Raw genomic sequence first — 21,717 nt, 5'->3', positions numbered from 1 at the left:
TGAGTGGGAGAGAGAAAAATGAGCGAATATTTATCAATTCAACACATTCAAAAACAGTTTGATGCATTTACAGCGTTAAAAGATATTTCTTTTACTGTGAAAAAAAATGAGTTTGTTTGTTTATTAGGCCCAAGTGGCTGTGGGAAAACGACGTTGCTTCGCATTTTAGCGGGACTAGAGGAACCAACGACTGGCAGTATAGCTGTGAATGGAAAAGATATTACAGCATTGCCTCCTGGAAAGAGAAACTTCGGAATGGTTTTCCAATCGTATGCTTTATTTCCGAATTTAACAGCACTTGAAAATATTGAATACGGCTTAAAGACAAAAAAATATGGGAAAGCAGAAGTGAAAGAGAAAGCGCTAGATGCGTTAAAACTTGTAGATTTGCTGAATGTAAAAGATAAATATCCTGCTCAAATGTCTGGTGGACAACAGCAGCGAGTAGCACTTGCACGTGCGCTCGCTCTGTCTCCAGATATTTTGTTACTCGATGAGCCGTTATCAGCTTTAGATGCAAAAGTGCGTGAAAAATTACGTAGGGAAATGCGTGATTTGCAAGAGAAAATAGGAGTAACGACGATTATGGTAACGCATGATCAAGAAGAGGCATTAACGATGGCTGATAAAATTGTTGTAATGAATCATGCGGAAATTATGCAGATTGGAACACCAGAGGAGATTTATCAAAGACCAGCCAATCCGTTTGTGGCAGATTTTATTGGTTCTATTAATTTCTTTTCGAAAAATAACGAAGAACATGCAATTCGTCCTGAACATGTAACAATTGTACAAAAGGACGGTATTAAATCAGTTGTGGAAAGTATGGAATTTCGCGGATCTGTATATCGGACGGAAGTGCGAGTCTTAGAAGAAAACACACACCTTTATAATGAGAAAATTGTAGTGGATATATTAGCATCAGAAGTAGAAGCAACGGCTATTAGAAAAGGAAAGCCGATTCAAATCTCTTTCTCAGAAAATCATATGTTGTCATATGGAAAGAAGGTCATTGTATAGATGGAGATGTTAGAAAACTATAAGGTAGAAAGTACGAAAAAAAAGATTAAGAGAAGTATAGGGAAAGAGGAATGGATCCAAAGGCTCGTAATTATCGGTATGATTTTTTCTTTCCTTATCATACTTGTATTACCGCTATTACAACTATTTACACAAGCTTTTTATAATAAAGATGGAGTTTTCGTTGGTTTATCGAATTTCAGTAAATATTTCACAACACCAACTTTAGTTCAGTCTTTACAAAATACAGTATGGATTTCGGGCGCAACAACAATTATTTCAGTTGCAATCGCATTCGTTTACGCATATGCAATTGCCCGTACGAATGTTTTTGGAAAGCGCGTATTTCAGTATGTAGCGTTATTACCATTGTTTGCACCAACGATGATGCACGGTATAGCACTTACATATTTATTTGGTAATCAAGGGCTAGTAACGAAAGGAATGTTTGGTTTATTTGAAGGTATACAAATCCCTTTATATGGACCAGTAGGAATTGTAATAGCTGAAGTTATGTATACATTTCCGCAAGCCTTTCTCATATTGCTAATTGCCTTTCAAGGATCTGATTATCGTTTATATGAAGCTTCTAATATGTTAGGAGCCAGTAAAACAAAGCAATTTTTCACGGTTACTTTACCTAGTGTAAAGTACGGATTAATTAGTGCAATGTTTGTTGTGTTTACACTTAGTTTTACTGATTTTGGGGCACCAAAAATTGTTGGTGGGCAATATAATGTGCTTGCTACTGACGTATACAAACAAGTAATTGGACAGCAAAATATGCCGATGGGTGCAACTGTCGGAATGATTTTATTAATCCCAGCTATATTCGCATTTGTAGTTGATCGTATTACGCAAAGAAAGCAGGCGAATTTCTTATCTTCAAAAGCAGTACCGTACAGAAAAATAGCTAATAAGAAAAGAGATGTAATTTCATTCATATATTGTAGTGTGATTACCCTTATGATCATTCTATTATTTGTTGCAGTTGGTATTGCTGCAAGTGTGAAAGTATGGCCATATAATATGAGTTTTACATTTGAGCATTTTAATTTTTCAAGTTTAACAGGAGATGGACTTGAAGCATTTAAAAATAGCGTAATTGTTTCAGCAGTTACAGCAGTTATTGGGGCGATTTTAACATTTGCATTCGCATATGCAATTGAGAAAATAGACCAGCTACAATTTTTCAGAAAAACAGGTTACTTTTTCTCTATAGTGCCGTTAGCGATACCAGGTTTAGTACTCGGATTAGGATATGTCTTTTTCTTTAGTCAACCAACGATTCAAATTCTTGGACTATCAGTAACGAATCCGTTTCATTCTTTATACGGAACAATCGCTGTATTAGTACTAGTAAATATCATTCATTTTTATTCTGTAACATTTGTCACGGCAACGACTGCCTTAAAGAAATTAGACCGAGAGTTTGAGCTTGTTTCGCAGTCGATGGGTATTCCGTTTTATAAAACATTCTTCCGAGTAACAGTACCAATGTGTTTACCAGCAATTTTAGAAATGGTAATGTACTACTTCGTAAATTCAATGGTAACTGTATCGGCAGTTGTATTCCTATATGCAGCTGATTTTAAACTAGCTGCCGTATCAATCGTAAATATGGATGATGCAGGAAATGTAGCGCCAGCAGCTGCAATGAGTGTACTTATTGTTGTTACAAATATTGTAGTGAGAGTTGTATATGAATGGGGAACGAAAGCACTTCGTAACCGAACTTCACAATGGCAAAAAAGATAAGTAAGAAGGGTGATGGACAGAATGAAAATTGAAGCAGTTATTTTTGATTGGGCAGGTACGACGGTTGATTACGGATGTTTTGCACCGCTAGAAGTATTCATGAAGATTTTTCAAAAACGCGGCGTTGAAATTACAGCAGAAGAAGCACGTAAGCCAATGGGATTATTAAAAATAGATCATGTAAGGGCACTAACAGAAATGCCTCGTATTGCGGATGAGTGGAAGCGTGTCTTCGGTCAATTACCAACAGAAGCAGACATTCATGAGATGTATGAAGAGTTTGAAGAAATTCTCTTTTCTATTTTACCAAGTTATGCTACGCCGATTGATGGGGTAAAAGAAGTAATCGCTTCTTTACGTGAGAGAGGCATTAAAATCGGTTCAACAACGGGCTATACGAGAGAAATGATGGAAATTGTAGCAAAGGAAGCAGCGTTACAAGGATATAAACCTGATTTTCTTGTTACGCCAGATGATGTTCCAGCAGGCCGTCCATATCCATGGATGTGCTATAAAAATGCAATGGAACTTGGTGTGTATCCGATGAACCATATGATAAAAGTAGGGGACACAGTATCAGATATGAAAGAAGGTAGAAATGCTGGAATGTGGACAGTTGGTGTAATTCTTGGAAGTAGTGAGCTTGGTTTAACGGAAGAGGAAGTGGAGAGTATGGATTCGGTAGAGCTTCGTGAAAAAATAGAAATAGTTCGTAATCGGTTTGTTGAAAATGGGGCTCATTTTACGATTGAAACGATGCAGGAGCTCGAAAACGTAATGGAACATATCGAGAAACAAGAACTTATTATTTCATAAAAGGGGCACGGGATCATGAATGAAAATCACTACTTATTATTAACACCAGGACCATTAACGACAACAAAATCAGTAAAAGAAGTTATGCTATACGATTGGTGTACGTGGGATGATGAATATAATACGATGGTGCAAGAAGTAAGAGCTAAACTTGTATCGTTAGCGACGAAGGAAGAAGAGAAATATACAACAGTGTTAATGCAAGGAAGCGGTACGTTTTCAGTTGAAGCAGTAATTGGTTCTGTTATTCCGGCAAATGGGAAGCTTCTAGTTTGTACAAATGGTGCGTACGGTAAGCGAATTGTGCAAATGGCAGAGATGTTACAGATTGATGTAGTGATCAGTCAAACAGAAGAGTGGGAACCTACTAATATTGTAGAAGTAGAAAAGTTATTGCAAGAAGATAAAGAGATTACGCATATTGCAGTTGTTCATTGTGAAACAACGACAGGAATTATAAATCCAATTGTAGATGTATGTAAATTAGGACAACAGTATGGAAAGGTTACAATTGTTGATGCGATGAGTAGTTTCGGCGGGATTGAAATAGACATTGCTGATTTACAAATTGATTTTTTAATTAGTAGTGCAAATAAGTGTATTCAAGGGGTTCCTGGATTCGGATTTGTAATCGCAAAACGTGATGAATTATTGAAGTGTAAAGGGCAAGGACTCTCTTTATCTCTTGATTTATATGATCAGTGGGAAACGATGGAAAAACAAAATGGGAAATGGCGTTTTACTTCACCTACACATGTTGTACATGCTTTTTATCAAGCGCTACTTGAGCTAGAAAAAGAAGGTGGAGTAAGAGCGCGTTACAATCGATATTACAACAATCAAAAACTACTAGTGAATAGAATGGGAGAAATCGGATTTAAGCCACTAGTAGATAAGAAATATCAATCTCCTATTATTACATCTTTCATTTATCCAAAAGAGGGGTTTGAGTTTCAACAGTTATATAATGAATTAAAGCGTTATGGATTTGTTATTTACCCTGGGAAAATTTCGAAAGTAGATACGTTCCGCATTGGAAATATCGGTGATGTACATGAAGAAGATATTAATCGCTTAGTTGATTGTATTGCTAAAGGAGCTGTTATTGGGTGAAAGTATTTTGCTTAGGTGGAGCAGGTAAAATTTGTCGTGAAGCTATTTTGGATTTAGTTCAATTTTCATCTTTTGAGACGATTACTGTAGCCGATTTTAACGAGGAAGAGGGCCGTAAAGTAGTAGAATGGCTCAACGATCCTCGTGTTGATTTTGTAAAAGTAGATGTAACGAATCACGAGGATACGGTTGCAAAAATGAAAGGTTATGACATTGTAATGGACGGTACGACGATAAAGCTAAACGGATTGTCGACTCGCTGTATTGCAGAAGCAGGCTGTCACGGTGTGAACTTAAATGGATTTGGTGAAGAAAATGAATCGCATGCTATATTTGTTCAAAATGAAAAAACATGTTTACCTGGATTTGGCATGACGCCAGGTGTAACGCAAATGATGGCAATGCATGCAGCAAATCAACTGGATACTGTAGAGTCCGTCCGTGTAAGTCACGGTTCGTATCGTCCGATTGCTTTTTCTGCTTCAATTACAGAGACAACGACATATGAATATGATCCACATTTATCATCGCGTATAGTGTATGAAGATGGTGAATTTAAGCAAGTACTTCCGTTTGCGCGTCCGAGAGAAATAGAATTGCCAGCGCCTTATGGTAAGGCAACACAGTATATCATTCCGCATTCTGAAACGATTACGTTAGCAAAGGCACTAGAAAATAAAGGTGTCAAACTGATAGAGACGAGAGGAACTTGGCCAAAGCAAAATATGCAACTTGTACGTGCTTTATATGATTACGGCATATTGCGTAATGATCAGATTGAAATAAACGGGAAAGAAATAGGAATTATGGATTGTATTTCGCAGTATTTATTGCAATCGAAAGAAGGTCAAGAAACAGAGCTTTATGGTTATGCACTTCATGTAGAAGTAATAGGTATGAAAAATAATGAGAAGCAAAGACATGTGTTATATCATACACATCCGTTATCTGATGGTTCTGTTGTAGGATGGGAAAAATTAAGAGCGTATACGAGAAACGTCGGTATTCCATTTGGGGTTGCTACAGAGTTAATTGCAAATGGAAATGTAAATAGGGTGGGTGTTGTTACGCCTGAAGAAGCCTTTGAAAATCCACAATTGATTTTTGATGAGCTAGCAAAGCGCGGTATTCATATTCATGAAGAAGTTTCTACTTATAAAGAAAATTATAACTTTGTATAAGTAAGGAAGTTTATAAGGGAGATATAAATGAGGTGAAGCTATGTCTGTAGTAGGAGAAGAAAGAAAGCGAACCATTCTTGAAAAGGTAGAATTTAAAGGGAAAGTAAAGGTCTCAGAATTAGCGAGAGAATTTGCTGTATCAACAGAAACGATTCGTCGATATTTAGAAGAATTAGATCGTGAAAAGAAGCTGAAAAAAGTGTATGGTGGAGCTGTTCAACTTCCAGGCGCTGGAGTAGAGGCACCAATGTTAGAAAGAGAAATGCTACATATAGAAGAGAAGAAAAGAATTGGTTATAAAGCAGCGACATTTGTAGAAGATGGTGATGTCATTGCAATTGATGATGGAAGTACACCGCTTCAGATGGTTCCATACCTTGTTCATCGTAAGAACTTAACAATTGTAACAAGTTCATTTCCAGTCGCAACACAATTAATTTCTTCTATTAATAAAAAGATGTTTCATGGTGAAGTTTTATTTATAGGTGGAAAAGTATCTCCAAAGCATTCGCGTGTATCAGGGTCTATTTCTCAGCAAGTCATACAGCAATTCCATTTTCATAAAGCGTTTGTTTCGATTGATGGGTTATTACCTAGTTTTGGAGTTTCCAGCTTTGAATTAGAGAAAGCGAAATTGTCAGAGGCGATGATGAAATTAGCTGAGAAAACATATATTTTATGTGATCATACGAAGGTAGGCGTGAAAGGGAATTATCGTATAGCAGCAATTTCGCGTATTCAACACGTAATTTGTGATAAAAAAATGCCATATAGCTTTGAAGAAGAACTTATGAAGCATAATATTCAGTGGACAGTTTGTTAAATACAGTGAAAGCACATAAACTCCCACCTAATTTTTAGGAGGGAGTTTTATTATCTGTAAATCGTAAAATAAAAGATTTGCAGTTATGCAAAAAGTGGACACATTTTCTCACCTCTTTCATATAATTTACCAATACAAAAAAAGTTGGTCGAAGGAAAGAAGGGAGAACATGTCAGAACGAATATATAATAAACTTGTATTGTACGCGAATATTTTGCAAAAAATAGGTGTCATCAATGAGAAGGAAAAAAGTGAAATTCTTCATACGATAGGTAAAAAAGCCCTTTGAATAAAGGGCTTTTTTATTTTGTACCTTTAAAAATATAAATTTAATGTAATATTCTCATTGACAATGATAATGATATTCATTATCATTTATTTGTGATTAATTGATAAATGTTATCAATTGTGAAAATTATATATGATAGGGGATATTATTTTGAAAAAAAATTATATGAAGGCGCTAGTAGTAGCGACAACATTAGCGATTCCATTTGCTACGTACTCTACTCCAGCATTAGCGGCATTAAAAGTTGAAGCAAATCAATCGGTAGCAGCAGCGAGTGATCGCACGTATGATACTGAGATTAAAATATATAAGGACCAAAAAGATGAGCCATCTATGGTTTCTCAATATATAAAAGATCCTAAAGTAACGATTGCAGCTGGCAAAAAAATTGTCACTGTAACAATGCAAGATAGCGATTATTTTCAATATCTTAGAATAGAAGATAAAAACCAGCCTGGTGTATTTCATGATGTGAAGGTTTTGTCAGAAGATAAGAGGAAGAATGGAACGAAGGTAGTTCAATTTGAAATTGGCGAGTTTGAGAAGAAGCACAATATGCAAATGCATATACTTATTCCAGCTATTGGATATGATCACAAATATCAAGTTCAATTTGAAATTAAAGATCCAACTGTAGGTAACAAAGAAACAGAGAAACCAGATGATAACTCTAATTCAGGAAATACGGAAACGGATAATCCAGTTGATAATCAAAATATGATAACAGATAACAAATTAAGAGAGCTTGTTAATAAAAAAGTATTTAATAGAAAAGATTTAAATACACCAATTACGAAAGAAGATTTATTACAAGTAAAGGATTTGTTTTTAAATACAAATGAGATACTTGATTATAGTGCATTAAAATATATGCCAAATTTAAAATCTTTAACAGTTGCGAATGCGAAGATAAAGGATCCGTCGTTCTTTGCGAACTTAAAGCAATTAAATCATTTAGCTTTGCGTGGTAATGAATTTGCAGATGTAACGCCACTTGTTAAGATGGATAATTTAGAATCCCTTGATTTAAGTAATAATAAAATTACAAACGTTGCACCACTAACTGAAATGAAAAATGTAAAAAGTTTATTTCTATCAGGCAACCAAATAGAAGATGTAACAGCATTAGCGAAAATGGAACAACTAGATTACTTGAATTTAGCAAATAATAAAATTACGAACGTTGCTCCATTAAGCAATTTGAAAAATGTAACATACTTAACTTTAGCAGGTAATCAAATTGAAGATATTAAACCGCTTTATACGTTACCGTTAAAAGATTTAGTATTAACACGTAATAAAGTGAAAGATTTATCAGGCATTGATCAATTGAATCAATTACAAGAGCTATGGATAGGGAAAAATGAAATAACAGATGTTACTCCTCTAAGTAAGATGACACAGTTGAAAATTTTAAACTTACCCAACAACGAGTTAAAAGATATTACTCCATTATCAAGTTTAGTAAACTTACAAAAGCTTGATTTAGAAGCGAATTATATTTCAGACTTATCACCAGTTAGTAATTTAAAAAAATTAGTATTTCTAAGTTTTGTTGCAAATGAAATCCGTGATGTCCGACCAGTTATAGAACTAAGTAAGACGGCTTATATTAATGTCCAAAATCAAAAAGTATTTTTAGAGGAAACAGAAGTAAATAAAGAAGTAAAAGTACCTATATATGAAAAAGATGGTGAGATTTCTACGAAAATCCGTCTGAAGAGCGATAATGGTACGTATAGTAATGGTGTAGTGAAATGGAGTACACCAGGTGAGAAAGTATATGAATTTGGTGTGAAAGATCCATTCGCGGATACAGGAATCTTCTTTACAGGATCTGTTATTCAAAATGTAGTAGAAAGTAAAGACGGTAATACATCTAAAGAAGATGAGAAAACAGAAGTGGTAGAATTTAAAGATGTACCAAAGGGACATTGGTCAGAAGAAGCAATTAATTACTTAGCGAAAGAAAAATTATTTATAGGCTATGGAAATGGTGAATTTGGATTTGGTGATAACATTACTCGTGGACAAGTAGCACTTCTAATACAAAGATATTTAAAATTAGAAAATAATCTAGAACAAAAAACGGCATTTACAGATACGAAAGGAAATATGTATGAAACGGCTATTGATGCAGTGGTTCAAGCTGGAATTATGACAGGCTATGGAAATGGTATGTTCCGTCCGGATGGAGTATTAACTCGATATGAAATGTCAGTAGTACTACAAAGAGTATTTCAGTTAAAAGAAAATGAAAATAGTGCAGAGAATTTTAAAGATGTACCAAATGGCCATTGGGCGAAAGGATATGTGAAAGCTTTAGTGGATAATAAAATATCAAAAGGCGACGGGGAAGGGAATTTTTTAGGAGATAATTTCGTAACACGTGAACAATACGCACAGTTTTTGTATAATGCAATAAAGAAATAAAGTGAAACTTTATTCAGTGGGGGTTTTGTTCATTCCCACTGATTAGTAGCCCTCACCAATCGGGCTGCCCGTTAATGCGGAATAAAAAATGAGGAAAATACGCTATTCTTTAATTAAAGAATAGCGTATTTTTTATGTGCAAAATGAAATAGGAAATAGATAGGAGTATAGACATATGAATAGCCTATTTTAAAGAAGAACCACGAAACTATATTGACAAAAAAGCGTTCTCATGTGATAATTCAATTAAATTTTTAGAATAATCAAAAAATATTCCTTTTACATAGAAAGGATTCGAACCTTATATGAATATTATGCCGGGGGTGACGAAATGTTATTTTTTCTGAAGAAATGGAATGAATTAAAAGATGTGAAATCTGAATTGGCACTTCGTGATTGGTTTTATGGTACCAAAATTAGCTTATCGCTATGTACGTCAAAAGAGCCGTTAACATTTTTAGTAAATGTTGAGGGAAGAGATAAAGGGCTATTTTCGGAAGAAGATTTTATTGTCGTAAATTGCATGTGCGAGTCAGTATTTGAAAATGAAGAAAAACCAGCTGCAGAGTCATTTATGCATGCGGATATTTATAAAAAAAGTAGTGCAGGATGTATTTTACAAGTGCAGACTGTAGATAGTCATTTAATATCAGAGTTATATGGGGAAGAAGGAGAAGTAACGTTCGATAAACGCAGTGTGGAGCGTGTTTTCGGAAAAGAAGGTATAACAGAAATGACAATTCCAATTGTAGAAGATGAAAAAAAATTCGCTGATTTATTAGAAAGCAATGTTCCGAATTTCATTGAAGGTGGAGGAGTAGTTCTTGTTCATAATTACGGCATGATTGTGTGGGGAAAAACGCCAGAAGAAGCGAAAAAATGGCTAGAGGGTATAGAATATTTAATGAACTATCATGTAAAGTTATTAATGATTAAGGGTGCAAGGAGCTCTGTTATATAAAAATGGATGTGATATGGATACAAGTTAATAAATAAATGAAAGCGTTTTAAAAATAATTTCACTCATAAAATATAGGTCTCCTTATTATATATAGATTACATGTTGACATGTAAGGAGGAACATATTTTGCGAGTTAAATATCATTTTCTGCCAAAGCAGCAAGTAACATTTTGCAAGATAAATGATTCTGGTGAAGAGGCACTACAAATGATGAACGAAACGGGATTTCGAGCCATCCCGGTATTAGCAGAAGATGAGAAGAAATTCACGGGGATTATTTATAAAGTAGATTTATTAGAAAAAAAATGCAATAGCGGATTAGAGCATGTAAGTGCAGGGGATATGCTTGATGATTCCAATGCATTTATTTTTGAAAAGGATTCATTCTTCAGAGCTTTTTATGTAATTCGTCGGCTTCCGTTTTTAGCCGTGCTAAATGATTATAATGAATTTGTCGGGATGTTAACGCATTCGAATATATTTGATGTTATTGAAGATTCATTTGGTATGCGAACAGGTGGTTATATATTAACAATTGCAACACAAGATTGTAAGGGAACGATTAAAGAGCTTGGGACATTGTTAAAAGCATATAATATCGGTGGCCTATTTACGTTAGATAACGGTGATCAATATATCCGCCGCGTTATTGTAAATATATCAGATGAGTTAGATGAAACAAGATTAAAGCAATTAATCGGAAAAATAGAGAAAAAAGGATTCAGAGTGAGTCATGTAGATTATATTTAAGTTAAAAAAAGTACCTATCTGTTATATATAGATAGGTACTTTTTTGTCCCGCCATTTGTGGGCAGTAAAATCCGAGCCTCAAAATTCAGCGCAAGTAAAGAAGTTAAGTGGGGGGACGGATTGCCCATAAAAGCCCAATTGGTTAGGGCTGATTATATGTGAGTAATGAACTTTATTTTGAAACAGGAGGCGGGGATAATGCTAGATCAGATAAGAAAATAAAGTCTGCATGCTCACGAATTTTAGGGATAGAAGTTTCAATAACGCGTGATGTAATTTCACCTGGAGGGCCCACATGCCCGATAGCTACCATAATAGGTTTTTCTTGAATTTTTTTGATGAGTAATTGGGCTTGTTTTGAAATATGTCCTGCTGTATACACATCATCAAAAAATAGTTGGTTTTCAATAATAGGAACTCCTAATTCTTTTCCGATTTTTGGGACGACACTATTAGGATTCGTTTTACTATCTAAGTAAAATAAACCGTGTTTTTTACAAGCAGCAAGTATAAGGCGAACAATTCTTTCATCCGCTGTTACTTTTGACCCCATATGATTGTTCATTCCAATTGCATGCGGTACTTCTTGAATCGCTTGTTCAAGTCGGTTGTTTATTTCTTCATCGCTTAAATCAGTTGTAATTGCTTTCGGCCCAAGCCATTCTTTTTTACCTTTTATAGGTTCCATTGGCATATGTATAATAACTTCATGGCCTTTCTTATGGGCAGCTATTGCATCTTCTTTTGTGGAAGGAAGAAAAGGCATAACAGCAACAGTGAGTGGAATGGGAAGTGATAACATTTGATTAGTCCCCTTCATATTATTTCTGAAATCATCAATGACAATAGCAACTTTATTCGTATGAGCATTTGCTTGAATAGGAAATAAGAAGGACGGTAAAAACAAAACAATGATGAATAATGCAATCGTATATTTTCGCATATAAATATTTCCTTTCTATTGTTATCCCGCTATTTGTGGGGAGTAAGACTCCCACCTCAACATTGGGCTGGATAGGTGGGAGACCCACTGCCTATAAACGCCCGATTGGTGAATGCTAATAATCAGTGGGGGCTGAACAAAAAACACTGATTAAAGTTTCACTTTATCAATCATCATTATGTTTTGCTTTTTTATATAAATTAAACAAAAAATGTCGAAGAAAAGTAGATGGAAAATTAAGAATCCCCGGTTTACGTAGAATTTATAAAAAAACAAGATGAAAAAAATGTCTATTATTGCGAATGTATTTACAAAGATAGAATAATTTGTAATAATTCTCAAAGTGAGGGTAAAGATTTGTAAATTACAGGGAGAAAATGTTAAATTTTCTGATTCTTCAAATTTGCATATGATTAAGTAGTTAAAAAAGTCAATGGAGAAGTGAAGTTAAGAGCATGGAAGTATAATAAGGGGGATATGGATGTTTACTGTAAAAAGGAAGTACACATTAGAAAAGCTTTCACGTGATATTCATATGAAACGTGAAGAAATGATTCAACTAGGATTAACAAGTGGGCTAAATAGTAGGGAGACAATTCAAGTTAGTCAAGAATTGGACAAGCTTATTTTACAATATCAATGTTATAAAGAAAAACAAACACCGAAATGGTTTTCAATTATAAAAATACCTATTTTCCAAATCGGGTATGAAGGAAAATCAAATAATTTTTGGCGAATGCTTGTGGCTGGTTTTATGAAATAAGTATAATTACCCTTATAGGATAAGGATAATTATACCATGTGTAACGGAATTTCGATATGAACTGTTGTTCCTTCGTTTTCTGTACTGTCAATAAAAATATGCCCATTATACATCTCTACAATTCGTTTACATATGACAAGTCCAAGACCTGTTCCAGTATCTTTATTAGTAAAGAACGGATGAAAGAGGTGTTTTTGAATATGTTGCGGAATCCCTTTTCCAGTATCTATAATCTGCAATTGTGCGTGTGTTTCATTGTTTTTTACTACAATGGTTAGTGTATCACTAGAAGTCATGGCCTCAATTGCATTTTTTGTAATGTTTAAAACCACTTGTTTCATATGGTCTTTCGAACAACGGATATGAACAGGATGGTCTGGCAAATGTAAATGGAATACAATGTTATGTAAATTCGCCTCAGATTGAATAATTAATGCTACCTCATTTAGAATTGTTCTTACATCATACGTTTGTTCGATGATGGCGGTTGGCTTTCCGAGAATAAGAAATTCACTTACAATTTCATTGATTCGCTCTATTTCTTGTTCAATTACGGAAAAGTAGAACTGATCTTGCTCATCTTTATATTTCTCTTTTAATAGAGCGACGAGCCCTTTAATTCCAGTAAGAGGATTACGGATTTCGTGTGCTGTACTCGCTGCAAAAGTTCCAACTAATTCAATTTTCTGTAGTTCATTTTGTTGTCTTTCAAGTTTTGTTTGCCGTTTTAACAAAATATATTGAGCAAGTAAAAATAAAATAGACATTAAAAATAAAGTAGCTATACACTCTATTGTAACCCACTGGTATAAGGTTTTTTGATGAATAGGTAATGGAGAAACAGAGACCTTCCAATTTAATCTTTGGAGTGGGGTAGTAAGCATATTAGAATGCGTATCACTTGTGTCGTTATTATCATCGGTTAGAAAAACTACATCATGTTTATCAGTTACCTCAAAATGGTATTGTGGTTTAATGGCATTTAAAGAAGATGAAATGTAATCAAAGCGTAAACTAGCTAATAATAATCCTGAGAGCTCCTTCTGTTTATTAAATATGGGGGCAGCAATTATAATAGCTTTATGTCCAAGAACGCGATCAGTAATGACTGATGATACAGTGGTTTTTTTAGTTTGGAGCGCGTCTTGAATATATTTACGGTCTGAAACATCTATAGGCTTTGATTCATCTTCAGATGCGATTGTAATGACTCCTTCTGGTGTAGCGTAATATAGACCAGAAAAGCGTGCATCGTTTCCATCTGTATCATGTACAATTTGTTTAATGCCATTTATATTACCAGTCTCGGTGCCTACAACTTTTGCAAGCATGTCTAAAGCAGAAATTGCTTCACCAAGATGATGATCCAAATAATCTCTATATAAAAAGAGAACTGTATGAGCAGATAATTTGTTTTCCTGTTTCATTTTATATGTATGATACGAATAAAATGTAGCACCAATCCCTATTGTCGGTAGGATAACAAGCAATATATATACAATTATGCTTTGGAATTTGACTTTCAAATGTGGTACTCCTTCTTTTTTTATTATCATTATATATAAACTATGTTAAAATTGTCATGTTTTTATTCAAGAATGATTCTTAATATATTAGGGGAGAGGAAATGGATGAGTGAATGCTCATTCGGAATTCACATGAAGTATGAAGTGGCATTTTCTTTTTATTGCTGAGAATTTAAGTGAAGGGTTGAAAGTTGTATGACATCAAATAATGAACGAGAAGATATTTCTCAATCTTTAAAAGTATTTATTGCATTATCTCGTGTACATCGTTCTGTTATGGATACTACAAATAAATCTATACAAAGTAACGGATTAAATCCAACTGAATTTGCTGTATTAGAACTGCTATATCATAAAGGCGGTCAACCACTTCAGCAAATTGGTGAGCGTATTTTAATAGCTAGTGGCAGCATTACATATGTTGTAGATAAGCTGGAGAAAAAGGGATTAGTAAAGAGAATTCCATGTCCGAATGACAGACGTGTTATTTACGCGCAATTAACTGAGTCTGGCGAGAACTTTATTGCTTCTATTTTTCCGGGGCATGAGAAAGTTATACATCAGTCTTTTGAAATGTTAACGAAAGATGAAAAAGATGAATTACTTGATTTATTAAAAAAAATTGGGAAGTATGAAAAATAATATGTTCCAAAGGAGCTTTGGATAAATAAATCCAAGGCTTTTTTATTTGTAATGAACTCAGGGCAGTCACTGCCGAAATTTGTTGAAAATTAAGAGGGAATTCAAGAATACGTATTGAATTATAATAAAGGTATGTAATGGAGAGGAGGCTCGTTCATGTCATTTAAAGACTATGAATATAAACGCCCAAATATTGAAGAGTTAAAAGAGAAATTTACTGTTGCTTTAGAGAAGTTTGATAACGCAAAAACTGTAGAAGAACAAAAACAAGTCATTCATTCAATTAATGAGATTCGCAACGATTTTGGTACAATGGGAAACCTTTGTTACATTCGCCATTCTGTTGATACGACGGATACTTTTTATAAGGAGGAGCAGAATTTCTTTGATGAATTCTCTCCAGTTGTACAAGGATATGGTACAAAATATTATAAGGCACTCATTAATTCTCCATTTCGTGAAGAATTAGAGGCGTATTATGGAAAACAATTATTTGCTCTAGCAGAATGTGATTTAAAAACATATTCAGATGAAGTCGTGAAAGATTTACAATTAGAAAATAAATTATCATCGCAATATACACAGTTATTAGCATCTGCAAAAATTGACTTTGCTGGAGAAGAAAGAACGTTATCGCAACTGATTCCGTTTATGCAAGGAAAAGAAAGAAGCGAACGTAAAGCAGCAAGTGAAGCATACTACGGATTTTTAGCTGGAAATGAGGAAGAACTAGATCGTATTTATGATGAGCTTGTTAAAGTGAGAACGAAAATCGCAAAATCTTTAGGTTTCAAAAACTTTGTTGAACTTGGATATGCAAGAATGTACCGTACAGATTATAATGCGGAGATGGTGGCTAATTACCGTCAGCAAGTGCTAGATTATATCGTTCCCGTTACAACGGAATTAAGAAAGCGACAACAAGCACGTATCGGTGTAGAGAAGTTAGCTTATTACGACGAAAACTTTGAGTTTGCTACAGGTAACCCAACTCCAAAAGGAGATGCGGATTGGATTGTTGATCATGGAAAGACAATGTATAAAGAGTTATCGGCTGAAACAGATGAATTTTTCAATTTCATGCTAGATAATGATTTATTAGATTTAGTTGCGAAAAAAGGAAAAGCTGGTGGCGGATATTGTACATATATTGAGAATTATAAAGCGCCATTTATTTTCTCAAACTTCAATGGAACATCTGGTGACATTGATGTATTAACACATGAAGCAGGTCATGCCTTCCAAGTATATGAAAGTCGTAAATTTGAAATTCCAGAATATAATTGGCCAACATATGAGGCGTGTGAAATCCACTCTATGAGTATGGAATTCTTTACATGGCCATGGATGAAGCTATTCTTTGAAGAAGATGCAGATAAATATTACTTCTCTCACTTAAGTTCAGCACTTCTGTTTTTACCTTATGGTGTATCTGTTGATGAATATCAACATTATGTATATGAAAATCCTGAAGCATCACCTGAAGAGCGTAAGACAGCATGGCGTAACATAGAGAAGAAATATTTACCACATCGTGATTATGAGGAGAATGATTATTTAGAGCGCGGTGGTTTTTGGCAACGTCAAGGGCATATTTATAGCTCACCGTTCTATTATATTGATTACACGCTTGCTCAAATTTGTGCGCTACAATTTTGGAAACGTGCAAGAGATAATAGACAAGAGGCGTGGGAAGATTATGTGAATCTGTGCCAACAAGGTGGAAGTAAATCGTTCTTAGAATTAGTAGAGGTTGCAAATTTAACATCACCATTTGCTGAAGGCTGTGTGAAAAGTGTTATTACAGAAATTGAAGCATGGTTACATGCGATTGACGACACAAAATTGTAAAAAACATGCGCTTTTTTCACATGTTTAACATCGACATAATGGGAAAATGATGAGATAATAAAAGAAAATTCAGAATACTGAAGGGGTGTTTCTAATAAGGAGCACCTCTTTTCACCAACAAAAGGGGGGAACAAGTATGCTTCAATCTAATATGGATGTAAGTTTAGAAAGTTTAGTAAACTCATTACAGGCTACTCGAAGCACGCTATTATCAGAAATTGAAATGTTAAATGACACAGAAGTGAATGTAAAGCCACGCCGTGATAAATGGAGTATTATTCAAATTTTACACCACTTGCATTTAGTTGAACAATCTGTCACGTCTGCCCTTGTATATGCTTTACAAAAAAATGAAAGAAACATGACTCCATTTAAAGACCTCCAACTTACGCTTGATCGCACACATAAACGAGAAGCTCCTCAGCAAATGCAACCAACAGAAACTTTAATGAAAAAACAGCAAGGAATTCAATTACTAGAACATTCACGCCAAGAACTATTACACGCGCTTCATAGTGTTATAGATGAAAAAGATTTATTTGAAAATGGATTAAAGCATCCTGTTTTTAATGATCTGAATTTGTATCAATGGGTTCAATTTCTTGATTTGCATGAACAAAGACATCTTACGCAGTTAAAAGAGGCGAAACATGCAATTTTGCAACGCTAAAGTGGAAGAAGTGGGAAACCACTTCTTTTTTGATACGTGCATAGTTTTCTTTCTTATTTTGGAATACTACATGGAGAAAGAAAAGAAGGAGTTGAAAAAACATGTCTAAGAAGAAGCGAGAAGAAGAGCGCGCCTGGAAAGCACGTAAAGAAAATCAACAACCGCACGGAAAAGTGAAAGCTTTTGCTGAATTAGTTGAAGGAACAGAAAAAACGTGATGAGTATTTCATCACGTTTTTTGTATGAGTGGAAAAGTTAATAAAAAGGTTGTACCGATTCCTTTTTCACTTATAATATCAATTTTTCCATTCATAGCTTGAACAACACTGAATACGACCATCATTCCAAGTCCAGTACCTTTTTCTTTCGTTGAATAAAAGGGCGAACCAAGACGTTTTACTTGTTCTGAATCCATACCGACTCCTGTATCTTTTATATATAACTGAATATGCTTATGATCAGGAACTAATGTGAAATAAAGGTCACCGCCTTTTGGCATAGCCTCAATGCAATTTTTTAAAATATTTAATAAACATTGATTTAGTTTTTGCTTTTCTCCAGCGATAAAAAAAGAAGTGCTTTGCTTTATATAATGAGTACGTACATTTGTTAAATTAGCAAGCGGTGTAATTAACGACAATGCATGTAGTAATTCTTCTTCTAACTGTAATGTTTGTTCTTTTTCAATGCTTGGTTTAGCAAAGGTTAAATAATCTGTAAGAACATGATTTGCTTGTTCGATGCCATTAATGGCAATGTCGATATATAATTTTCGTTCCTGCTCAGTGCATGTATCTGATTGTAACAGTTGTAAAAAACCTTTCGTTGAAGTTAATGGATTGCGAATTTCATGAGAGATAGACGCTGCCATTTCACCAATTAAATGAAACTTTTCAGCATTTATAAGTTCGTTTTGGAGACGAACTTGAGTTTGTAATATGTGTAGTAAATATAAAATTAGAATCGTACCAAGCATTGAACATAATTCATACACAATAATATGCGGTATATAATCAGTCTTATTTGTAACCTTTGAAAGGAAGAAGGGTATCCAACTAAATCCGTATGTGAGACTGTAGATAATAGCAAGTGTTATTTTTATACGATTAGAAGTTCGATTGAAAAATTTATATGTTAATAATAGAACAATAAATAGAAGAACAGAACCGATAAGAGATGGGAAAACACCTATCCCACCTAATAATAAGCGATATATGTTTAATACAACTAAGATAGAACCACCTGCAATAGGCCCTCCCGTTAATGTACCGACAATTAATACAATATGGCGCATATCAAATTGAAAACCATTATTTGTTTTTGCTGCAAATGTAATACAGAGTACGGTAGCAAGGCAACAGAGTACAATGAATATAGCTGAATTTAATTTAGGAGAGCGTTTCCCTTTTTGATTCCAAAATAAATGATATACGAGCATTGTAATCAGGATGAATAATATATTTAAAAAGAGATAAATAATAAAGGGTTTCAGTGGGATGCCTCCTCTCTTCTTATATTAAATTAATCATACTATAAAATGAAAGAAATGAAATAATAAATAGCTGAAAAATCAGAAATTTTTACGCTAGTATACAATATGTTACAATAAGCTGTGTCAATGAAAGAAGAAATTCCGTGCACCGCGCGGGAGAGGTTCGCGAACTCCCTCTATAAAAAACTATGGAAACAACAATATCCTTAGGTATTGTTTTGTTTTTTTATTGTGACAGTTCAAGAACGTTCTTTCTTCTTATTTATAGTAGAGAAGGAGAATGAGTGAAATGAAAAAAGAAAAAGCAGTTGTTGTTTTTAGTGGAGGACAAGATAGTACGACATGTTTATTTTGGGCAATAGAGCAGTTTGCAGAGGTAGAAGCTGTAACGTTTAATTACAATCAACGTCATAAGCTAGAAATTGATTGTGCAGCGGAAATTGCAAAAGAACTAGGAATAAAGCATACGGTACTAGATATGAGTCTATTAAATCAACTTGCTCCAAATGCTTTAACGAGAACGGATATGGAGATTACACATGAAGAAGGTGAATTGCCATCGACATTTGTAGATGGACGAAATTTACTCTTCTTATCATTTGCTGCTGTATTAGCAAAACAAGTTGGAGCACGTCATATTGTAACGGGTGTATGTGAAACTGATTTCAGTGGTTATCCAGACTGCCGTGACGTGTTTGTGAAATCGTTAAATGTTACTTTAAATTTATCTATGGATTACCCGTTTGTCATTCACACGCCACTTATGTGGATTGATAAGGCTGAAACATGGAAATTATCAGATGAACTTGGAGCATTTGAGTTTGTTCGAGAAAAAACATTAACATGTTATAACGGAATCATTGGTGATGGTTGCGGTGAATGTCCAGCATGTCAACTTCGTAAAGCAGGATTAGATACGTACCTACAAGAACGCGAAGGAGCGAACAACTAATGGATAACTTTTTTGGATTTCGCATCGTAGAGAATTTGCAAAAAATGGACAAGGATATTCAGCGTAAACAACTCAAATACCATAATAAAAGAGTAATGGTCAGCAAGGAATTTACATTTGATGCAGCACACCATTTACACTGTTATGAAGGGAAATGTAAAAACTTACATGGTCACACATATAAAGTTGTATTTGGAATTAGTGGATATGTAAATGAAATAGGTCTTGCAATTGACTTTGGAGATATAAAAGAAATTTGGAAGAATGAAATAGAAATTTATCTAGATCATCGTTATTTAAACGAAACGTTACCTGCAATGAATACGACTGCTGAAAATATGGTCGTTTGGATTTATGAAAAGATGGAAGAAGCACTAACAAAAGAGAATCGAGTGAACGAATATAAAGGAGCTCGCGTTGAATTTGTTCGTCTATTTGAGACGCCGACTAGTTATGCGGAAGTAAGACGGGAGTGGATGCTTGATGAGTAAAATCCCTGTCTTAGAAATATTCGGTCCGACTATTCAAGGTGAAGGAATGGTTGTAGGGCAAAAGACAATGTTTATCCGTACAGCTGGTTGTGATTATAGCTGTGCTTGGTGTGATTCTGCTTTTACGTGGGATGGATCAGCTAAAGATCAAATTAGACAGATGACACCAGAAGATATTTGGGATGAGCTTGTTGCAATTGGAGGAGAAAATTTTTCTCATGTTACGATTTCAGGTGGAAATCCGGCATTACTGAAAAATATTGAGTTTCTTCTTTCTATATTAAAAGAAAATGGAATGCGAACGGCAATTGAAACGCAAGGGAGTAAATGGCAAGATTGGTTACTTCAAATTGATGAGATAACAATTTCTCCAAAACCACCAAGTTCAACGATGAAAACAGATTTTCAGAGGTTAGATGCTATTATTCAGAAACTAGCAGGAAAAGATATTAGTTTAAAAGTAGTAGTATTCGATGATCATGATTTTGAATATGCAGTTAAGATGCACGAACGTTATCCAAAGGTACCATTTTTCTTACAAGTAGGAAACGATGATACAAAAACAGTGGATGATGCGATGCTTATAAAAAAATTATTAGATAAGTATGAATGGCTGATTGATAAAGCTGTAAATTGTAAAGAGATGAATGATGCAAAAGTATTGCCTCAGCTTCATGCGTTAGTATGGGGAAATAAGCGCGGCGTATAACGAGAAGGGATGTTTAAAATGACAGGAAGATTAGATGAAGATTTAAAAGATGTAACATTACTAGGGAATCAAAATACAAAATATTTATTTGAATATAGCCCAGAAATATTAGAGGTATTTGATAATAATCATCCAAACCGTGATTATTTTGTAAAATTCAATTGTCCTGAATTTACAAGTTTATGCCCGAAAACAGGACAACCAGATTTTGCAACAATTTATATTAGCTATATTCCAGAGCAAAAAATGGTAGAGAGTAAATCTTTAAAGTTGTATTTATTTAGTTTCCGCAATCACGGTGATTTCCATGAAGATTGCATGAACGTTATTATGAACGATTTAATTAAATTAATGGATCCACGTTATATTGAGGTATGGGGGAAATTCACACCACGTGGTGGTATTTCAATTGATCCATACTGCAACTACGGGCGCCCAGGGACGAAGTATGAACAAATGGCTGATTACCGCATGATGAACCACGATCTATATCCGGAAACAATTGATAATCGTTAATAGAAAGAAAGGGCCTGT

The 21,717-nt window shown here is 34.5% G+C and carries 21 protein-coding genes and 1 riboswitch; of the genes, 18 read left to right on the top strand and 3 right to left on the bottom strand.

What is annotated here, in order from left to right:
- The first annotated feature begins 18 nt into the window (after nucleotides 1–18).
- The 9 genes from DN404_RS18805 to cbpA all read left to right on the top strand — a co-directional run bounded on the left by DN404_RS18805 (nucleotide 19) and on the right by cbpA (nucleotide 11,144).
- Nucleotides 19–1,020 (top strand): putative 2-aminoethylphosphonate ABC transporter ATP-binding protein, encoded by a 1,002-nt coding sequence (locus DN404_RS18805; protein ID WP_000006189.1) that lies wholly within the window; start codon nucleotides 19–21, stop codon nucleotides 1,018–1,020.
- Nucleotides 1,021–2,778 carry a putative 2-aminoethylphosphonate ABC transporter permease subunit gene (locus tag DN404_RS18800; protein WP_149215331.1) on the top strand — a complete coding sequence of 586 codons (1,758 nt, stop codon included), beginning with the start codon at nucleotides 1,021–1,023 and terminating at the stop codon, nucleotides 2,776–2,778. It abuts the gene before it with no gap.
- Nucleotides 2,779–2,799: 21 nt separating this feature from the next.
- Entirely contained in the window at nucleotides 2,800–3,594 is a 795-nt protein-coding gene (phnX, locus tag DN404_RS18795) for a phosphonoacetaldehyde hydrolase (protein ID WP_000687400.1), read from the top strand.
- 15 nt (nucleotides 3,595–3,609) lie between these two features.
- Nucleotides 3,610–4,707: a 2-aminoethylphosphonate--pyruvate transaminase gene (gene phnW, locus DN404_RS18790; protein ID WP_149215330.1), complete on the top strand. Its 1,098-nt coding sequence runs from the start codon at nucleotides 3,610–3,612 to the stop codon at nucleotides 4,705–4,707.
- Nucleotides 4,704–5,888: a saccharopine dehydrogenase family protein gene (locus DN404_RS18785; protein WP_000862165.1), complete on the top strand. Its 1,185-nt coding sequence runs from the start codon at nucleotides 4,704–4,706 to the stop codon at nucleotides 5,886–5,888. Before phnW ends, DN404_RS18785 begins: the two co-directional genes overlap by 4 nt.
- A 40-nt stretch (nucleotides 5,889–5,928) precedes the next feature.
- Nucleotides 5,929–6,711, top strand: a complete 783-nt coding sequence (locus DN404_RS18780; protein WP_000117668.1) for a DeoR/GlpR family DNA-binding transcription regulator — start codon at nucleotides 5,929–5,931, stop codon at nucleotides 6,709–6,711.
- Between the two features lie 421 nt (nucleotides 6,712–7,132).
- Complete coding sequence (locus tag DN404_RS18775; RefSeq protein WP_002195301.1) at nucleotides 7,133–9,433, top strand: NEAT domain-containing leucine-rich repeat protein; 2,301 nt, start codon at nucleotides 7,133–7,135, stop codon at nucleotides 9,431–9,433.
- A 331-nt stretch (nucleotides 9,434–9,764) separates the two neighbouring features.
- Entirely contained in the window at nucleotides 9,765–10,394 is a 630-nt protein-coding gene (locus tag DN404_RS18770) for a class II aldolase/adducin family protein (RefSeq protein ID WP_000896006.1), read from the top strand.
- Nucleotides 10,395–10,520: 126 nt separating this feature from the next.
- Nucleotides 10,521–11,144, top strand: a complete 624-nt coding sequence (gene cbpA, locus DN404_RS18765) for a cyclic di-AMP binding protein CbpA (protein WP_001264208.1) — start codon at nucleotides 10,521–10,523, stop codon at nucleotides 11,142–11,144.
- 172 nt (nucleotides 11,145–11,316) lie between these two features.
- Here cbpA and DN404_RS18760 read toward each other — a convergent pair whose 3' ends face one another.
- Entirely contained in the window at nucleotides 11,317–12,087 is a 771-nt protein-coding gene (locus DN404_RS18760) for a divergent polysaccharide deacetylase family protein (RefSeq protein WP_149215329.1), read from the bottom strand.
- Nucleotides 12,088–12,568: 481 nt separating this feature from the next.
- Here DN404_RS18760 and DN404_RS18755 point away from each other — a divergent pair, with 481 nt between their 5' ends.
- On the top strand, nucleotides 12,569–12,850 hold the full coding sequence (locus tag DN404_RS18755; protein ID WP_000495536.1) for an aspartyl-phosphate phosphatase Spo0E family protein: 282 nt from the start codon (nucleotides 12,569–12,571) through the stop codon (nucleotides 12,848–12,850).
- 29 nt (nucleotides 12,851–12,879) lie between these two features.
- Here the strand turns inward: DN404_RS18755 and DN404_RS18750 are convergent, their stop codons facing one another.
- On the bottom strand, nucleotides 12,880–14,376 hold the full coding sequence (locus DN404_RS18750) for a DUF3149 domain-containing protein (RefSeq protein WP_149215328.1): 1,497 nt from the start codon (nucleotides 14,374–14,376) through the stop codon (nucleotides 12,880–12,882).
- Between the two features lie 195 nt (nucleotides 14,377–14,571).
- On the opposite strand from DN404_RS18750, the gene DN404_RS18745 reads away from it, so the two are divergent.
- From DN404_RS18745 to DN404_RS31005, 4 genes are all read left to right on the top strand, one after another.
- Nucleotides 14,572–15,018, top strand: coding sequence for a MarR family winged helix-turn-helix transcriptional regulator (locus tag DN404_RS18745; RefSeq protein WP_000203336.1), 447 nt, complete (start codon nucleotides 14,572–14,574; stop codon nucleotides 15,016–15,018).
- Between the two features lie 156 nt (nucleotides 15,019–15,174).
- Nucleotides 15,175–16,869 carry a M3 family oligoendopeptidase gene (locus tag DN404_RS18740; protein ID WP_149215327.1) on the top strand — a complete coding sequence of 565 codons (1,695 nt, stop codon included), beginning with the start codon at nucleotides 15,175–15,177 and terminating at the stop codon, nucleotides 16,867–16,869.
- A gap of 136 nt (nucleotides 16,870–17,005) precedes the next feature.
- Nucleotides 17,006–17,539 (top strand): DinB family protein, encoded by a 534-nt coding sequence (locus tag DN404_RS18735; protein ID WP_000941961.1) that lies wholly within the window; start codon nucleotides 17,006–17,008, stop codon nucleotides 17,537–17,539.
- 101 nt (nucleotides 17,540–17,640) lie between these two features.
- Complete coding sequence (locus tag DN404_RS31005; RefSeq protein WP_000038355.1) at nucleotides 17,641–17,757, top strand: DUF6254 family protein; 117 nt, start codon at nucleotides 17,641–17,643, stop codon at nucleotides 17,755–17,757.
- Between the two features lie 11 nt (nucleotides 17,758–17,768).
- Here DN404_RS31005 and kinB read toward each other — a convergent pair whose 3' ends face one another.
- Nucleotides 17,769–18,977, bottom strand: coding sequence for a sporulation sensor histidine kinase KinB (gene kinB, locus DN404_RS18730; RefSeq protein ID WP_000964151.1), 1,209 nt, complete (start codon nucleotides 18,975–18,977; stop codon nucleotides 17,769–17,771).
- Between the two features lie 206 nt (nucleotides 18,978–19,183).
- A riboswitch (PreQ1 riboswitch) is annotated at nucleotides 19,184–19,227 on the top strand.
- Between the two features lie 93 nt (nucleotides 19,228–19,320).
- Between kinB and queC the strand changes: the two genes are divergently transcribed.
- The 4 genes from queC to queF are packed head-to-tail and all read left to right on the top strand — an operon-like array spanning nucleotide 19,321 to nucleotide 21,699.
- On the top strand, nucleotides 19,321–19,983 hold the full coding sequence (gene queC / locus DN404_RS18725) for a 7-cyano-7-deazaguanine synthase QueC (RefSeq protein WP_000711595.1): 663 nt from the start codon (nucleotides 19,321–19,323) through the stop codon (nucleotides 19,981–19,983).
- Nucleotides 19,983–20,474, top strand: a complete 492-nt coding sequence (gene queD / locus DN404_RS18720) for a 6-carboxytetrahydropterin synthase QueD (RefSeq protein WP_149215326.1) — start codon at nucleotides 19,983–19,985, stop codon at nucleotides 20,472–20,474. Before queC ends, queD begins: the two co-directional genes overlap by 1 nt.
- Nucleotides 20,467–21,183, top strand: coding sequence for a 7-carboxy-7-deazaguanine synthase QueE (gene queE / locus DN404_RS18715; protein ID WP_000036294.1), 717 nt, complete (start codon nucleotides 20,467–20,469; stop codon nucleotides 21,181–21,183). Before queD ends, queE begins: the two co-directional genes overlap by 8 nt.
- An 18-nt stretch (nucleotides 21,184–21,201) precedes the next feature.
- Nucleotides 21,202–21,699, top strand: coding sequence for a preQ(1) synthase (queF, locus tag DN404_RS18710; protein ID WP_001986050.1), 498 nt, complete (start codon nucleotides 21,202–21,204; stop codon nucleotides 21,697–21,699).
- Nucleotides 21,700–21,717 lie beyond the last annotated feature (18 nt).

The organism is Bacillus sp. TE8-1 (assembly GCF_008368855.1).
In the GTDB taxonomy this organism is placed as follows: Bacteria; Bacillota; Bacilli; order Bacillales; family Bacillaceae_G; genus Bacillus_A; species Bacillus_A cereus.
Note: the sequence above shows the minus strand (reverse complement) of the source record. Positions and strands in the feature narration are given on the sequence as shown.

What these genes read in the sequence shown, in the direction of transcription:
- phnW (WP_149215330.1), top strand. Translation starts at nt 3,610, where the DNA reads ATGAATGAAAATCACTACTTATTATTAACACCAGGACCATTAACGACA.
- queE (WP_000036294.1), top strand. Translation starts at nt 20,467, where the DNA reads ATGAGTAAAATCCCTGTCTTAGAAATATTCGGTCCGACTATTCAAGGT.
- queC (WP_000711595.1), top strand. Translation starts at nt 19,321, where the DNA reads ATGAAAAAAGAAAAAGCAGTTGTTGTTTTTAGTGGAGGACAAGATAGT.
- DN404_RS18740 (WP_149215327.1), top strand. Translation starts at nt 15,175, where the DNA reads ATGTCATTTAAAGACTATGAATATAAACGCCCAAATATTGAAGAGTTA.
- kinB (WP_000964151.1), bottom strand. Translation starts at nt 18,977, where the DNA reads ATGCTCGTATATCATTTATTTTGGAATCAAAAAGGGAAACGCTCTCCT.
- DN404_RS18770 (WP_000896006.1), top strand. Translation starts at nt 9,765, where the DNA reads ATGTTATTTTTTCTGAAGAAATGGAATGAATTAAAAGATGTGAAATCT.
- DN404_RS18805 (WP_000006189.1), top strand. Translation starts at nt 19, where the DNA reads ATGAGCGAATATTTATCAATTCAACACATTCAAAAACAGTTTGATGCA.
- DN404_RS18780 (WP_000117668.1), top strand. Translation starts at nt 5,929, where the DNA reads ATGTCTGTAGTAGGAGAAGAAAGAAAGCGAACCATTCTTGAAAAGGTA.
- DN404_RS18755 (WP_000495536.1), top strand. Translation starts at nt 12,569, where the DNA reads ATGTTTACTGTAAAAAGGAAGTACACATTAGAAAAGCTTTCACGTGAT.
- phnX (WP_000687400.1), top strand. Translation starts at nt 2,800, where the DNA reads ATGAAAATTGAAGCAGTTATTTTTGATTGGGCAGGTACGACGGTTGAT.
- DN404_RS18800 (WP_149215331.1), top strand. Translation starts at nt 1,021, where the DNA reads ATGGAGATGTTAGAAAACTATAAGGTAGAAAGTACGAAAAAAAAGATT.
- DN404_RS18775 (WP_002195301.1), top strand. Translation starts at nt 7,133, where the DNA reads ATGATAGGGGATATTATTTTGAAAAAAAATTATATGAAGGCGCTAGTA.
- DN404_RS18735 (WP_000941961.1), top strand. Translation starts at nt 17,006, where the DNA reads ATGCTTCAATCTAATATGGATGTAAGTTTAGAAAGTTTAGTAAACTCA.
- DN404_RS31005 (WP_000038355.1), top strand. Translation starts at nt 17,641, where the DNA reads ATGTCTAAGAAGAAGCGAGAAGAAGAGCGCGCCTGGAAAGCACGTAAA.
- DN404_RS18760 (WP_149215329.1), bottom strand. Translation starts at nt 12,087, where the DNA reads ATGCGAAAATATACGATTGCATTATTCATCATTGTTTTGTTTTTACCG.
- DN404_RS18745 (WP_000203336.1), top strand. Translation starts at nt 14,572, where the DNA reads ATGACATCAAATAATGAACGAGAAGATATTTCTCAATCTTTAAAAGTA.
- queD (WP_149215326.1), top strand. Translation starts at nt 19,983, where the DNA reads ATGGATAACTTTTTTGGATTTCGCATCGTAGAGAATTTGCAAAAAATG.
- queF (WP_001986050.1), top strand. Translation starts at nt 21,202, where the DNA reads ATGACAGGAAGATTAGATGAAGATTTAAAAGATGTAACATTACTAGGG.